The 15,784-nt window shown below is 30.4% G+C and carries 12 protein-coding genes and 2 tRNA genes; 4 read left to right on the plus strand and 10 right to left on the minus strand.

The annotated features are described in order from the left end of the window. Positions 1-46: 46 nt before the first annotated feature. The 4 genes from B0A78_RS00945 to B0A78_RS00960 all read right to left on the minus strand — a co-directional run bounded on the left by B0A78_RS00945 (position 47) and on the right by B0A78_RS00960 (position 6,766). Positions 47-898, minus strand: a complete 852-nt coding sequence (locus B0A78_RS00945; protein ID WP_097609303.1) for a class I SAM-dependent methyltransferase — start codon at positions 896-898, stop codon at positions 47-49. A gap of 95 nt (positions 899-993) precedes the next feature. Further along, positions 994-2,865 (minus strand): tRNA uridine-5-carboxymethylaminomethyl(34) synthesis enzyme MnmG, encoded by a 1,872-nt coding sequence (gene mnmG / locus B0A78_RS00950; RefSeq protein ID WP_097609293.1) that lies wholly within the window; start codon positions 2,863-2,865, stop codon positions 994-996. A 132-nt stretch (positions 2,866-2,997) separates the two neighbouring features. Further along, the gene (gene ybeY, locus B0A78_RS00955; protein WP_014165846.1) at positions 2,998-3,420 is read right to left on the minus strand and encodes an rRNA maturation RNase YbeY; all 423 of its coding nucleotides are present in this window, start codon (positions 3,418-3,420) and stop codon (positions 2,998-3,000) included. Beyond that, positions 3,407-6,766, minus strand: a complete 3,360-nt coding sequence (locus B0A78_RS00960) for a DUF4175 family protein (protein ID WP_065212846.1) — start codon at positions 6,764-6,766, stop codon at positions 3,407-3,409. Before B0A78_RS00960 ends, ybeY begins: the two co-directional genes overlap by 14 nt. 171 nt (positions 6,767-6,937) lie before the next feature. Between B0A78_RS00960 and gltX the strand changes: the two genes are divergently transcribed. Beyond that, positions 6,938-8,440, plus strand: a complete 1,503-nt coding sequence (gene gltX, locus B0A78_RS00965) for a glutamate--tRNA ligase (protein WP_065213907.1) — start codon at positions 6,938-6,940, stop codon at positions 8,438-8,440. Positions 8,441-8,555: 115 nt separating this feature from the next. Beyond that, entirely contained in the window at positions 8,556-9,536 is a 981-nt protein-coding gene (locus B0A78_RS00970; RefSeq protein WP_014165843.1) for an SPFH domain-containing protein, read from the plus strand. Positions 9,537-9,737: 201 nt separating this feature from the next. Here B0A78_RS00970 and B0A78_RS00975 read toward each other — a convergent pair whose 3' ends face one another. After that, positions 9,738-10,493, minus strand: a complete 756-nt coding sequence (locus B0A78_RS00975) for a T9SS type A sorting domain-containing protein (RefSeq protein ID WP_097609294.1) — start codon at positions 10,491-10,493, stop codon at positions 9,738-9,740. A gap of 91 nt (positions 10,494-10,584) precedes the next feature. Next, entirely contained in the window at positions 10,585-12,273 is a 1,689-nt protein-coding gene (locus B0A78_RS00980; protein WP_014165840.1) for a glutamine--tRNA ligase/YqeY domain fusion protein, read from the minus strand. 118 nt (positions 12,274-12,391) lie between these two features. On the opposite strand from B0A78_RS00980, the gene folB reads away from it, so the two are divergent. Together folB and B0A78_RS00990 are read left to right on the plus strand one after the other, a co-directional pair. After that, the gene (gene folB, locus B0A78_RS00985; protein ID WP_065212844.1) at positions 12,392-12,748 is read left to right on the plus strand and encodes a dihydroneopterin aldolase; all 357 of its coding nucleotides are present in this window, start codon (positions 12,392-12,394) and stop codon (positions 12,746-12,748) included. A gap of 57 nt (positions 12,749-12,805) precedes the next feature. Then, positions 12,806-12,876: transfer RNA gene (locus B0A78_RS00990), tRNA-Cys, on the plus strand. Between the two features lie 195 nt (positions 12,877-13,071). On the opposite strand, the gene B0A78_RS00995 is transcribed toward B0A78_RS00990, so the two are convergent. From B0A78_RS00995 to B0A78_RS01010, 4 genes are all read right to left on the minus strand, one after another. After that, positions 13,072-13,156 (minus strand) — tRNA-Ser (locus tag B0A78_RS00995). Positions 13,157-13,302: 146 nt separating this feature from the next. Continuing rightward, positions 13,303-13,968, minus strand: a complete 666-nt coding sequence (locus B0A78_RS01000; protein ID WP_014165838.1) for a GldM family protein — start codon at positions 13,966-13,968, stop codon at positions 13,303-13,305. A gap of 101 nt (positions 13,969-14,069) precedes the next feature. Next, on the minus strand, positions 14,070-14,756 hold the full coding sequence (locus B0A78_RS01005) for a LysE family translocator (RefSeq protein ID WP_014165837.1): 687 nt from the start codon (positions 14,754-14,756) through the stop codon (positions 14,070-14,072). 115 nt (positions 14,757-14,871) lie between these two features. Continuing rightward, entirely contained in the window at positions 14,872-15,549 is a 678-nt protein-coding gene (locus B0A78_RS01010) for a head GIN domain-containing protein (RefSeq protein ID WP_097609295.1), read from the minus strand. Positions 15,550-15,784 lie beyond the last annotated feature (235 nt).

The following is a 15,784-nucleotide window of genomic DNA, read 5'->3' on the forward strand; positions in this document are numbered from 1 at the left end:
AGCGAATCAATTGATTCGCTTTTCTATACCAAATTATTTGATTTAATTAATTGTTGTTTTTTACGATGTAAATATGAGAGGAAAATTCTTTTTTAGCACCAGCCTTAATATTTGATTTTAATCCAATCCAAAAAGCTTTTAAAAAATTCATTTTACCTGTTTTATATTTCTCAGATAAAAGTGAAACATAAAAACTATCAAAAATCATAGGGTGAATTTGAATAACCTTCATTTTAGTTTGACCAAATAATTTTTCTATGCTTTTTTTAGAAAAATGCCATAAATGTCTAGGTGCGTCATAAGCTGCCCAATATTCCCCATAATATTCTGCATCATAGGATTTGTAATTAGGAACAGCAATTACTAAAGTTCCATTGGGTTTTAATAAACGTTTTAATTCTTGAATTTGTTCTTCTAAATTAGGTACATGTTCTAAAACATGCCACATTGTAATAAGATCTACAGAATAATCGGATATTGATTGGGTAGCATCTACTAATTCTATTCCTTTTGATAAAGCTAAATTTCGAGCGTTGGTATTAGGTTCAAATCCTTTTGTTATCCAACCTGCATTTTTTGCAGTAACTAAAAAATCACCTGTTCCAGCACCTATATCCAGAAGAACTCCTTTTGTTTTATGAATGCTACTAACTAAAGCTACTTTCTTTATTAAAGCATACGATTTCACTAAATGGTATAAACGTTCAAATAAAGAACGTTTACCATCTGTATGCGAAATATAGTCTTCGCTTTCATAATAAAATCCTAAACGCTCTAAAGAGGGTTGAGGATGTGTTTTTAATAATTCCGTTTCAGGATCTAATAATAAATTAAAATTTTCATTAGAAACGGAATGGTCTTTTACTTTTATGTAACTATTTTGTTCTGAAAAATTCATTTGTATAATAAAACTTTGGTTTAAAAAAGAATATTTAGTTTTCAAGAAAGTTCCACGTGAAACAAAATATTCTTTTATTTTAAATCTTTAAAAGGTTATCTCCCCATGTAAACTAACATAACAGAAATATCATTAGGGGATACACCGCTAATACGTGATGCTTGCGATATAGTAACTGGACGTATTTTTTTTAGTTTTTCACGTGCTTCGTAGGACAAAGATTTTAATTGATCGTAATCAAAATTATCAGGAATACGGATATTTTCTAAACGATGCAATTTTTCAGCATTAGCACGTTCTTTTTCTATATAGCCTGAATATTTAACTTGTATTTCTGATTGTTCTATAACTTCTTGATCTAAATTATTAGAAGCTACATAATCTTTAACTTTTTCAAATTTCATCATATCCTCCATTTCTATTTGAGGGCGAGAAAAAATCTTAAACATTTTATCTCCTTGGGTAATAGGAGAACTTAGCTTAGCTTCTAAAACAGGATTTGCTTCTTTTATTGAAACTGATGTTTCTCTAAAAAAAGCAACCATTTTTTCAGCTTCATTAAATTTATATTCCATTCGTTTTAATCGTTCTGAACTTGCCAGACCTATTGCGTGTGATTTAGGTGTCAAACGATAATCAGCATTATCTTGACGAAGTAAGGTTCTATATTCTGCACGAGATGTAAACATACGATAAGGTTCTTCTGTACCTTTCGTTATTAAGTCATCTATTAATACTCCTATATAGGCTTCGTCTCTTTTTAAGGTAAATTCTTCACGTTCTTGCGCTTTTAAAGCAGCATTTATACCCGCCATTAAACCTTGAGAAGCTGCTTCTTCATATCCTGTAGTACCATTTATTTGTCCTGCAAAATACAAACCAGAAATTATTTTCGTTTCTAGAGTATGTTTTAATTGGGTAGGAGGGAAGTAATCATATTCTATTGCATACCCTGCTCTAAAAAATTTTACCTTTTCAAAACCTTCTACTGAACGCAAAGCTTTAAACTGAACATCCTCAGGAAGGGAAGTAGAAAATCCATTTACGTAAACTTCAACAGTATTCCATCCTTCTGGTTCAACAAAAAGTTGATGGCGATCTTTATCGGCAAAACGGTTAATTTTATCTTCTATAGATGGGCAATAACGAGGACCTAAAGATTTAATTCTACCATTAAACATAGGAGATCGATCAAAACCTTCACGCAACAATTCATGCACTAAAGGAGAGGTGTAAGTCATATAACAATCACGCTGTTTTACCAAAGACTTTGTAGAATCGGAAAAAGAAAACTTAGCTGGATTTAAATCTCCTGGTTCTACACGCATTTTAGAATAATCTAAAGAACGACCATCTACACGAGGCGGTGTACCTGTTTTCATACGACCGGCTTGTAACCCTAAACGAACTAAATCTTCGGTTATACCATAAGAAGCACTTTCACCAGCTCTACCACCCCCAAATTGTTTCTCACCAATATGAATCAAACCATTTAAAAAAGTACCATTTGTTAGAACAACTGTCTTAGCGTAAATAGATAATCCTATAGCAGTTTTAACCCCTATCACACGTTCTTTTTCAGTAATCAAACCAACAACCATTTCTTGATAAAAATCAAGATTAGGTGTTTGCTCTAACATTAAACGCCATTCTTCTGAAAAACGCATACGATCACTCTGACAACGCGGAGACCACATTGCGGGTCCTTTTGATTGATTTAGCATTTTAAACTGAATTGCTGTCTTATCAGACACTATACCAGAATACCCTCCTAAAGCATCAATTTCACGAACGATTTGTCCTTTTGCAATTCCACCCATAGCTGGATTACATGACATCTGTGCTATATTCTGAAGACTCATTGTAACCAACAAAGTCTTAGAACCTAAATTAGCAGCTGCAGCTGCAGCCTCACAACCAGCATGTCCAGCCCCTACCACAATTACATCATAATTTTCTACAAACATTATATATCTTTAAAATAATTACTTTTACATATAACTTTTTCTTTCTTTAAACTGTTTCACGTGAAACAGTTTAAAGAAAGAAAAAGTTCCACGTGAAACAAATAAAATTTGTTTCACGTGGAACTAAAGCCGTTAATCATGTTTCACGTGAAACATTTTTATTTTCTCATCTTCTTTTAATCGCATCATTTTTTCTTCTTCCGAACTCTTGTCTTTGTATCCACAATAGTGCAATACTCCATGAATAATAACTCTCTTTAATTCTTCTTCAAAAGAAACACCTAAACTACTAGCATTTTCTTTTACACGGTCAATAGATATAAAAATATCACCAGCAATTAAGCCTTCTTCTGTGTAATCAAAACTTATAACATCTGTATAGTAATCATGATCTAAATATTGCTTATTAATTTGTAATAAATATTCATCATCACAGAAGATGTAATTAATTTCGTTTAACTCCTTATCCTCAGATTTTACAACAGATTCAATCCACTCAGTATAACCTATCTCATTCTCTAACAAGAAATTAGTTTCGTAATTATAATTTATCATTTTGTTTAAAATATTCTTGAATACGTTTATTAAATTGCGAGCGCAAAGGTAAGCTTTGTCTATTTAATATTTCTATACTATTTAAATATTCTTGTAACTTTTGCGGTAGGGTAGAAGAGGTGTTTTGAAATTCTCTTTTATTAGTAATCCCTTCTCTTTTATTATCTTGGTTTTGTTCTTGTGCTGCTTCCTGTAATTTTAATAGTTCGTATTTTAATTGCAATGCTTTTTGTACTAACTGTTGATTGAATCCTTTAGTTATTAATTGTTTTTCTAGCTGTTTCATTTGATCTATAGCATTCTGTCCTTGTACTCCTAAACCTTGTTTGTTTAATTCTTTTTCTAAAGCATCTCGTAATTGTTGCTGCTCTTTTAGAACATCTATAATATCTTTTGCATTCCCTTCACCATTTTCACCTGAATTATTTTGTTTTGAATTTCCTCCTTTAGAATTTGAATTTCCTTGAGTACCTGACTTGTTACCTCCTGCTTCTTTCCCTTCACCTTCGCCATTACCAGAGGATCCAGAAGAGCTAGGTTTTTGTGATTTACCTTTTCCCATCTTTTTCATCAACTCCTCTTGTTTCATAATAATATCTGGTAATTGCATACCTGATCCTTGTCCTTTTCCAGGACTAGGAGTCCCTTGCCCTGATCCTGATCCTGACATAGACATTTGCATATTATCTAAAACATCGGCTAATAAATTAGCTAAATTATTGGCACCAGTAAACGTATATTGTTGACTAGATACTCCACGCGATATTTGATTTTCTGTAAAATAATCTATGGATTTATCTAAGTTGTAATAAATAGTTCCCACTTCTTTAGTCACTTTTTCTCCAATTTTAGGATTACGTAATGACAGGGCAAATAGACTATCGTCTACATGTTTGAATTGATTTTTCAAATCTTGCTGTGTCTTAATGTGTTTAGAAAATGAAGAAGATGAACCATTAATACTTTTAAAATTATTCATTAACTTTTCTTCTGAAAAAGAAAATTCAAGTAGGTTGTCTACAATTTGTCTAAGCATTTTTATATCCTCACTCATTTGTTCTTTATCACCACCTTGCATATCCTTCTCAATTGATTGTGCCATCTGACGCATTTTACGCGAAGCACTTTTTTGTTTAGCACTAGCCTTAGAATTATTTTTAGCTTTTAACTCATTACTTGCACCCTTCATATCTGTATCAATACTCTTTTGTTTTTCATTATCAGAAGGAATTGAAAGAGGTTTTTTTAACTCTTTATTTTCCTTATCCAAATCGTTTAATTCTTTTTGTAAACGATCAAAAGAAGAATTTAACTCTTCTTGTTGTTTTTCATTATTGTCTTTATTAGTAGATAATTGTTCTTGTTTATCAGCCAATTTTTCTAATTTATCTACCAGTTGTTTTGCTTTTTGTTCAATATAATAACGCTTCGTCAATTCTACTAACTGCTCTAAACTTTTAGATTGATTCTTAGATTTTTGCTGAAATTTTTCTATCTTATCAAATAACTCTTCATGCTGTAATTTTTCGTTTAGTTCTTTTAATTCATCTAACAATTTTTTGTTTTTATCTAAATCTTTTTGAACATTATCTAAACGTTTTTCTAATTCTTCTTTTTTAGGATCTTTAGAAGTGGGTTTAAATTGATCTAAATTTTCTTTTATTTTTTCAGCGTAATTTTTTAATACTTCTTCTTGTTGCTTTTGACGTTTGATAAAATCATTTACTTTCTGTTGTTCTTTATAATCTAATTCTTTTTTTTCTTTACCTATTTGTTGCAGTTTTTCTAATTCTGATTGTTGTTTGTCTTGCAATTTTAAAGATTTTGAAAGACTATTAATATGATCATTTTGTTGTTGTAAAAATTCTTCTTGTTTTTCTTGCTCTGTTGATTCACGGTGAGAAAAAACAGAAGACTTAGAAATCTTAAAACCATTTAAAGCATCATTATCTGAAATTTCAAAATAATATTCATACTGAACTCCTGCTTTAATAGGAAGAGAACTAGGAAAGCTAAAAACAAATTTATCATATACACCTTGTTTAAAAGATAAAATCCCTCGTTTTGCCTCATGTACTTTACCTTTAGGGAAATAGATAATACTCAAACGATGAAACCCGTAATCATCTGCAATTTGACCTACTACGTAAGGTTTAGAAATATGTAAACTATCAGGTGTGTTATCAATTTTAATAGTTGGGTATTGGTCTTTAATAACATTTAAAGAATAAGTTAATTTTTCGAAGTTTTTAACTGATTTATTTGAAGTAACTATTTGATAATCTGAATTTTGATTGATTCTTTTAACTAAGATAAAACTATTATTCTGCCAATTGAAGTTACTCAAATACTTATTTATATTCATCTGAACTAACTCGGTAGATTGAGCCTTAATTGTCCAAGTTATAGTGGTCCCTTCTGGAATAATGGCATTACCTGTACCTCTAATTAATTCAGGTTTTTTACCCAAATAACTTGGGAAATTTAATACCATTTGAAAATCAGTAATAGCAGGAATAGGATTTACTTTTAAATGATAGTTTTTACTAATTACTTCATTTGATTGAATGTAAAATTTTGCATCGGCTAAAGGATTTTCAAATGTGTATTGAAAAGTACCTGGAGCAGTATTTTCCATAAAATATTGTTCATTACCAATAACAATAATTGCTTTGTCTGGATTTACTTTTCCTTTCGAAAAAACAGTTAAAGTAAAATCTTTATTTTGTTGTGTTACCAATGAATCTTTAATATATAATTCAAATGGAGCAGGAGGGGAGAAGTGTTTATTATAATTAACAACACGATTCATACCTTGAGCCAAATATTCTTCTTTCCCTGAAATCATAAAAAATAAAATAATCAGAAAAGGAATTAATGCTAAAGGAATGTATTTTTTATTCTTTTTAAAATCTATTGCCTTTGTAAAAGGTATAGGTTGTAAACTTTTTGCTTTTTGATCTATAGAAGCTAATAATAATTCAGATTGATTAGCATCTTTTACTAACTGTAAGAAATTAACTAATTTATCATTTACTTCATTAAAATGTTTACCTATTATAAAAGAAGCCTGTTCATAACTCAATCCTTGTTTAAACTTAAATAATTTAAATAACGGAATGATTATAAAACGAATTAATAAGAAGCATTCTACTAGAATAAACAATCCAAATAAAATACTTCTTCCAATAGGCTGTAACCAAAGAAAATATTCGATAAAGTTGGTAATTAAAAAATAGAGTAAACCTAATCCTATAAAAAATAAGCTACCACGAAGCAATTCATTGGTATAATATTTCTTAATAAAACTTTCTAACTTAGCAAATATGAGTTGTTTTGATTCCAAAATTCAATACTTTAATTATAACCCATAAAGTTAGTAAATTATCAAATACAATAGCAATACTCAAAATCAAACAAATATGTAAAGAGTATGATGTATCTTTGTAAAACACATTGCCTCTTAACTAGACTCAAAATGATGCTTTGTGTAATAAATAACAAAAACAATAAAAAAATGTCAAAGCCAGTTAGAGTGCGTTTTGCACCCAGTCCAACAGGACCTTTACATATAGGCGGTGTAAGAACAGCCTTATTTAATTATTTATTCGCTAAAAAACATAACGGGACATTCTATCTACGAATAGAAGATACAGATCAAACTCGTTTTGTTCCTGGAGCAGAAGCTTATATTTTTGAAGCTCTAGAATGGTTAGGAATAGCTCCCGATGAAACGGTAGGGAAAAATGAAAAATTTGGTCCTTATCGCCAAAGCGAACGTAAGGCAATGTATAAACAATATGCTGACGAATTAATTGAAAAGGGGTGGGCTTATTATGCTTTTGATACAGCTGAAAAACTAGATGAACTAAGAAAATCTACGGAAACTAATGGTCAAACTTTTATATACAATCATACCGTTCGAGAAACTTTAGATAACTCCTTAACTATATCAAAAGAAGAAATAGAAAAACGCATAGCTAATGGTGATGCTTATGTTGTACGTTTTAAAACTCCAGTTAATCAAATATTAGAATTGAAAGATATTATCCGTGGGGATATAAAATTTGATACTAACCTATTAGATGATAAAGTATTATTTAAAAGTGATGGCATGCCTACTTATCACTTAGCTAATATTGTTGATGACCATTTAATGGAAACTTCACATGTTATTCGTGGCGAAGAATGGTTACCTTCATTGCCATTACATATTTTATTATATAATGCTTTTGGTTGGGAAGCTCCGGAATTTGCACACTTACCATTAATATTAAAACCAGTAGGCAATGGCAAATTATCCAAACGTGATGGTGATAAAATGGGATTCCCCGTATTCCCATTAGAATGGAAAACAGAAGAAAATACTTCTATGGGGTACCGTGAAAATGGTTTCTTCCCAGAAGCTGTAGTAAATTTCCTTGCTTTGTTAGGTTGGAATGATGGTACAGAACAAGAAATCTTTTCATTAGAAGAATTAATAAACAAATTTGATTTAGCGCGTGTAAATAAATCGGGAGCTAAATTTGACCCTGAAAAAAACAAATGGTTCAATCATCAGTATTTATTAGGGAAAAGTGATGACTCACTAACTAATAGTTTTGCTAAGGAATTAGAAAAAAGAGGGATTACAACTTCCTTAGATTTGGAAAGAATTGTTTCCTTAAACAAAGAACGTGCAAATTTTGTAACTGATTTATGGGATTTAACTGATTATTTCTTTGTAGCCCCTACATCTTATGATGAAAAAGGTTTAAAAAATTGGAAAGAAGAAACTCCTGAATTATTAAAACAATTGATTGCGGTTTTAGAAGAAATTTCAGATTTTACAAGTGCAACCATCGAAACATTAGTAAAAGAATGGTTGACAGCTAATGAAATTGGGATGGGTAAAGTAATGCAACCCTTCCGATTAAGTTTAGTAGGAAAAATGATGGGACCCCATTTATTTGATATTGTAGAGATTCTTGGAAAAGAAGAAACTATTAAACGTTTAAAAAGAGCTATAACAAGTATATAAAAGTATAACCCTCAGCAAATGCTGGGGGTTATACTTTTATAAATTAAAATAATATGTGTAACAAAAGTTTACTTGGCACATATAAATAAATATTTAACAAACTAATTTTTTTATTATGAATTCATTATTTATTCTTTTTATCCTCTTTGGATTTATTTTATTAATATCATCCTTCTTCACTGTAAAACAACAAACGGCTGTTGTTGTGGAACGTTTTGGTAAATTTAATAGCATTAGACAATCTGGTTTGCAAATTAAAATTCCAATTATTGATCGTATAGCTGGACGTGTAAATTTAAGAATACAACAATTAGATGTGGTTATTGAAACTAAAACAAAAGATAACGTATTTGTTAAAATGAAAGTTTCAGTACAGTTCAAAGTAATTCAAGAAAAAGTATACGATGCTTTTTATAAATTAGAATATCCTCACGATCAAATTACCTCTTATGTATTTGATGTAGTTCGAGCAGAGGTACCTAAACTTATTTTAGATGATGTTTTTGTACGTAAAGACGATATTGCTGTAGCTGTAAAACGCGAATTAAATGAAGCAATGACTACTTATGGATATGACATTATAAATACCTTAGTTACTGATATTGATCCAGATATACAAGTAAAAAATGCTATGAATCGTATTAATGCAGCTGATCGCGAAAAAACGGCTGCTGAATATGAAGCAGAAGCACAACGCATTCGAATCGTAGCTAAAGCTAAAGCGGAAGCAGAAAGCAAACGCTTACAAGGACAAGGTATTGCAGATCAACGTCGTGAAATTGCACGTGGCTTAGTAGAAAGCGTAGATGTATTAAATAAAGTGGGTATTAATTCACAAGAAGCCTCCGCACTTATTGTGGTAACTCAACATTATGATACTTTACAAGCTATTGGTAGTGACACCAACTCTAACTTAATTTTATTACCTAACTCACCACAAGCTTCAACCGATATGTTAAACAATATGGTAGCAAGTTTTTCAGCAAGTAATCAAGTAGGAGAAGCTATGAAATTAGGAGCTAAAAAGAAGCAAGAGCAAGATAAAAAGTTTCCAAAAGAAAATTTTGGAGATCATAACTCTGAGGAAACTATTTAAAAAATAAAAAAGTGGTCAAATGACCACTTTTTTATTTTAAAGCTTTTTAAGAGACTATTATACTAATAGTAATAAAATCACCTTATCTATTTTTTTTTATTGCTTAAATTAAAAATATAAAAGCCAAAATAATAAAATAAAATCTATTAATTTTTAAAAACAATAAAAAAAACCTATAATAATAAAAAACTATTAAAAGTACTAATTCTTAATAATTTTCATAATACTTCTTTTATCGTTTTCAAAAAACACATCTAAAAAATAATGGCCTTGCTCTAACTTATTAATATCAATCGAAGAAAAAGAATAAGGCAATTCTAACGTTCTTCCATTAATATCATAAGAAATAACTTTTTTAATTTTTTCTGTAGTATCTACAAAAACATTTGTCTGAGCAGGATTAGGATAATGGTTAACTGAAATAGGTTTAAAATTTTCAGTACCTAAAGTTTCGCCTACGTTAATACTCTGACCTGGCACATTATTATAAGCATAACTTTTAAGAGTAATAACTCCATTAGCCGTACTATTAACTAATAACCAACCATAATATTTAACCCCCGAAATTTTGAAAAAACATCCAATATAAGAATCTCCTATAGGAAATTTTTCATTTGGATTAGCCCAATTAGGATTAATGTAAGCATCGCCTTGCGCATCAAAACTACTTGTATTTGAGATAGTTGAACCAAGAGCTAAAGATTTAATAATATCCCAACCATGACCACTAGCTAAGGTGCCTGTACCAATAAAATTAACATCTGTAGGGTTAAAAAAACTACCTACAGAACCTCCCATTTCTTGAAAACTAAACTCTGAAACTGCATCATTATTAAAATCAATATCAAGAGATGCATTAGGTGTAAATGTAAAATCAGCTATGTCACGAACAATAATATTTGCTTGTGATTGTACATACATAAAAAGGCAAAAAATGCCAGAAGTAATTTTTTTCATAGATCAACATATTAAATTAATGATATTAAAAGTAATAAAAAAAGAGCTCAATTTAATCATTAAGCTCTTTAAAAAATAAATATCTATTTAACTATTCTTCTTTACTTTCAACCTTTGCCCAAGTATCTTTTAAACCAACTGTTTTGTTAAAAACAAGCTGATTTTCAGTAGAATCCTTATCTACACAGAAGTAACCTAAACGTTGAAACTGAAAATGTTCTAATTCCTTTGCTGAAGCTAAACTAGGCTCTAAATATCCTTTAATAACCGCTAAAGAATTTGGATTGATAAACTCTTTAAAATCAACTTCTTTGTTTCCATCTGGATTTTCATGCGTAAATAAACGATCATAAACACGAACTTCAGCTTCAATAGCATGGTTAGCTGAAACCCAATGAATAGTCCCTTTTACTTTACGTTTAGAAGCTTCTGAGCCACTTCCTGAACGTGAGTCCGCGTCATACGTAGCGTGAATTTCTATAATATTACCTGCCTCATCTTTAATAACAGACTCCGCTTTAATAATATACGCATTTTTTAAACGTACTTCTCCGTCTAATTTCAAACGGAAAAACTTTTTATCAGCTTCTTCTTTAAAGTCCTCTCTTTCAATATATAATACTTTAGAAAAAGGTACTTTTCTAAAAGTCAATACTTCTTCTTCTGGATTATTTTCAGCTTCTAACCATTCTTCTTGACCTTCAGGATAGTTCGTAATTACCAATTTTACAGGATCTAAAACCGCCATGACACGTGGTGCAGTCTTATTTAAATCTTCACGTACACAGAACTCTAATAAAGAAACATCAATCAAATTCGTACGTTTAGCAATACCAATCGTTTTAGCAAAATTACGTATTGAAGCTGGTGTATAACCACGACGACGCATTCCTGAAATGGTACTCATTCGAGGATCATCCCAAGCAGTTACATGACCTTCTTGTACTAATTGCAACAATTTACGCTTTGAAACTACAGTATGTGATAAATTTCTACGAGCAAATTCACGTTGTTTTGGACGTGTTTTTGAACTATCATAAATATTATCTAAAAACCAATCATACAACTCTCTGTGAGGCAAGAATTCAAGCGTACAGAACGAATGCGAAATCTGTTCTATATAATCACTTTCACCATGAGCCCAATCGTACATAGGATAGATACACCATTGATTAGCCGTACGATGATGGTGTTCGTGCATGATACGATACATCAAAGGATCACGCATCAACATATTAGGCGATGCCATGTCTATTTTGGCACGTAATACATAGGAACCGTTAGGAAATTCACCGTTTTTCATACGGTTGAATAAATCTAAATTTTCTTCCACGGAACGGTCACGATTTGGACTATTTACTCCTGGCTGGGTAGGCGTACCTTTTTGTTTTGCCATTTCTTCCGAAGACAAATTATCAACATAAGCCTTGCCCTTTTTGATTAAAACAACAGCCCAGTCATATAATTCTTGAAAATAATCAGAAGCATAACATTCTTTATCCCATTGAAAACCAAGCCATTCTACATCTCGTTTGATTGCATCTACATATTCCTGTTCTTCTTTAGAAGGATTGGTATCATCAAAACGAAGGTTAACGGGTGCGTTATAATCTAATCCCAAACCAAAATTCAAACAAATAGCACTGGCATGACCGACATGCAAATAACCATTAGGTTCTGGTGGAAAACGGAAACGTAATTTATCTTGTAACAAACCATTTTTTAAGTCTTCTTCAATGATCTGTTCTATAAAATTCAAAGATTTTTCAGTATTTGACATGGTAATTTTTATACTTTTGACAAAGATAGAAAAAAGAGTTTATAAGTTTAGATGTTTAAAAATTTTAGAAGACAAACGTTATCATATACACTTATAAATTCCTAAACTTTTAAACAAAATGGGAGTTATAAAATTAAAAAACATACGTACTTTTTCCTATCATGGTTGTTTAGTAGAAGAAAGTAAAATAGGTAGTAACTATCGAGTAGATCTTGAAATAGAAGCAGATTTAACAAAATCTGCTCTAAGTGATCAATTAGTAGACACTGTAGATTATGTACATTTAAACAAAATAGTAGTAGAAGAAATGGCGATTCGATCAGAACTTTTAGAGCATGTAGCCAAAAGAATTATCGACCGAACTCTAAATGAACTGCTATTAGTAGAAAAAGTTACGGTAGAAGTAGCAAAAATTAATCCTCCTATAGGTGGTGACGTTCAAGAAGTTACTATTTTAATAACAAAAAAAAGATAAACTTTTAGCGAGAATTCTTTTAAAATATAAACTTTTCATTATATTTGCATCCGCAATGGCGTCGTGGCCGAGCGGCTAGGCACCGGTCTGCAAAACCGTCTACCCCGGTTCGAATCCGGGCGATGCCTCAAAACCTTTCAATTTTTTGGAAGGTTTTTTTATATCCTCGCATTTCAACTTCTTTTTAATTTACTTAAATTATCAATCCCACAATTTTTTGACTTGATCCCCTTTTGTTCTTGATCCCTAAATCCTTGATAATTTAAAAATTTATATAAAATAAAAAAGGTCTGATTACTCAGACCTTTTTTCCTTTTGGCTTGCGGAGAAAGAGGGATTCGAACCCCCGGACCTGTTACAGTCAACAGTTTTCAAGACTGCCGCATTCGACCACTCTGCCATTTCTCCAGTATATCTCGCTTTACTTCCGTATTGCGAGTGCAAATATAAGACAGTTTTTTATATTTACAAACTACTTTTAGCATCTTATTTAGAAAAATATTTTACAAAAATATAACTATCTAAAAAATAGTGTATTATACTCTTGAAAAAAATTAGATTTTTTTAATTTTTATAACGGGAGTCTTGGAAATAGCTAAATTTAAATCTGATAAAAAAGTAATTTTATGAATTTGAATTAATGTAGCTTTATCTTTATTTAATATAGCTTCATATACATCTGCTGGAATTTTATTTCCTTTAATTTCAAAACTATCTAGGAATTCACCTGCCATATTAGTTAAATGCAGACGAAATCCTGTAACCGTAATACTATAGTCTAATAAAAAATCAATTAATTTGAATGTAATTTCTGCATTTAATAATTCTTTGGTAGGAATTTCTAAGACACAATCACTATTAATACATCCTTTTTGATTAACTAACAAAGCGGCCAAAGGCAAATCTTTTACTCTCAAGGTATGTTCTTCAATTACTTTTGTACTATCAGAGGTGTTAATTTCCACAAATACTTTAGTTTCCTTGCCATTTTTAGGTTGAAGGGTATAATTGCCATCAGAAGACTGAAAAAGTCCCTCTCCTTTAATTTTAAAAGGTTTTGATTCTTTTACTTGAACAGAAATTGGATTGGGAATCCCTTTGTATACAATATTTAATTTATTTAATCCTATCAAAGAAAGATTGGGTTTAGAAGTAGTAATAGAATCATTTTGACTGTAAAGCACAAAGGGTAAAAGAATTAGAAGTAATAATTTTTTCATATTCGTTTATTTTAGATTAGGGGTTTTTATTGGGTATGAAATTACCAAAAATAAAATAAGTATTTTGAATTTTAGTTATACAAAAAAGAGTAATATTTCTATTACTCTTTTTCTATTTTCTCGATTGTATCTTTTACAAATTGTTTATCAGAAGGAAACCAGCCCTGGGCTAATAATATGGCTCCAAAAATTATTAGTAGTATAGAACTGACTTTTTTGATTTTAATAATATTGGATGGGGTTAGTTTAGAACGCAATTGTTTTGCAGCTAATATTTTACAGACATCTGTAGTTAAATAAGAAAGTATAACAGTTGTAAAAAACCAAAAAACATTTGAACTATCCATTTCTAAACGAGGACCAAAAGTAATGATGATTAATAACCAAAATCCTAGAACTCCAATATTAATAAAGTTTAAAAGAAAACCTTTGATGAATAAACTGATATAGTTTTTCTTTATTAAATCTACAACTTCTTCATCTTCTTCAATATTTTTACTGGCTTTGTATAATTTGGCATACGAAATAATGCCATAAGCTAACATAACAATCCCTCCAAAAATAAATAAAGCAGGATCATCTTTTAAACTTTGAATCAAACGATAACTACCTAAATAAGCTAAACCGATAAAGAAAATATCGCCAAGAACAACTCCTAAATCAAAAAACAAAGCGGCTCTAAATCCTTTTGTTATACTAGTTTCTAATAAAACAAAAAAAACAGGACCAATCATAAAGCTCAGGAAGATACCTAAAGGAATTCCGTTACTTAAAATGTATTGTAACATAAATTAATTGCTAGAATGAATTGGCAATTTAATTCTATATTCTTAAAAAATCTAATTTTTAGTGATTTTAAGAAAATTTTATTTCAAAAGATCTATTAATCAATACGGTGTACTATTAACTTTTATCTCTACGTACAATTATATTTCCACCGAAAATAGTTTTTTCATTTACTTGTTTAGGTTTTCCATAAATAGTAATATTTCCTCCAGCCCTTGCTTTAGCATCTACTACATCATAAGCCTTAATATCTATTTGACCACCCGCATTTACTGTAACTGTAGCTTGTTGTGTTTCACAATTAATAGCATTTAAAATACCACCTGCTGTTGAAACAGCATCTATAGTTTGAGTTTTGCCCCCTAAAGTAACCACGCCACCACTACTGGTTTTGATATTAATTTTCGATGCTTCTACAACAATATCAACTTTACCACCTTCTTTCGCAATAATGTCAAACAGAGCTGATTTTAAAGTGGCGTCGCTAGTAACTAAACTTCCTTCATTGGCTTCTACCGCTTCTAAAGCTTTAAAATACACTGTAGCGGTAATCGCATCACCTTTTAACATTTTGCCAAAAGGCATACGAACTTTCAATTCTCCATCTTTAGTAACTAATTCAACTGCTTCAGAATTAGTTCCTTTTAATTCAATTTTGTTTTCAGTAGAGGGAACCAAATGAATTTCTATTTGATCAAATCCCGTTACTTTAGAAATGGTTCCCAAAGATTTACTGGTTTGTGCACTCATTATACTTACAGCAAATAACGAAAAGGCTATTATATGTTTTTTCATAATTATATAAAAATCAATAATGTAAACAAAAGAAAAATAACTAACTCAACAAGATTTAATTTGCTTCTTGATTTAATGATTGCTTTTAAAACTAAGTCAAAAGCAATCAAACCTAACGCAAGAAAGCCAAAAAATATTTTTCCTAAAAAAATAAATCCTTGACCGCAACCAGCTACTTTTCTTTCTGGATTTATAAAAATTATAAATAGAAAAAATAGAAATGCTAATAAGTTAA

The sequence above is a fragment of the Flavobacterium columnare NBRC 100251 = ATCC 23463 genome (assembly GCF_002530675.1).
In the GTDB taxonomy this organism is placed as follows: Bacteria; Bacteroidota; Bacteroidia; order Flavobacteriales; family Flavobacteriaceae; genus Flavobacterium; species Flavobacterium columnare.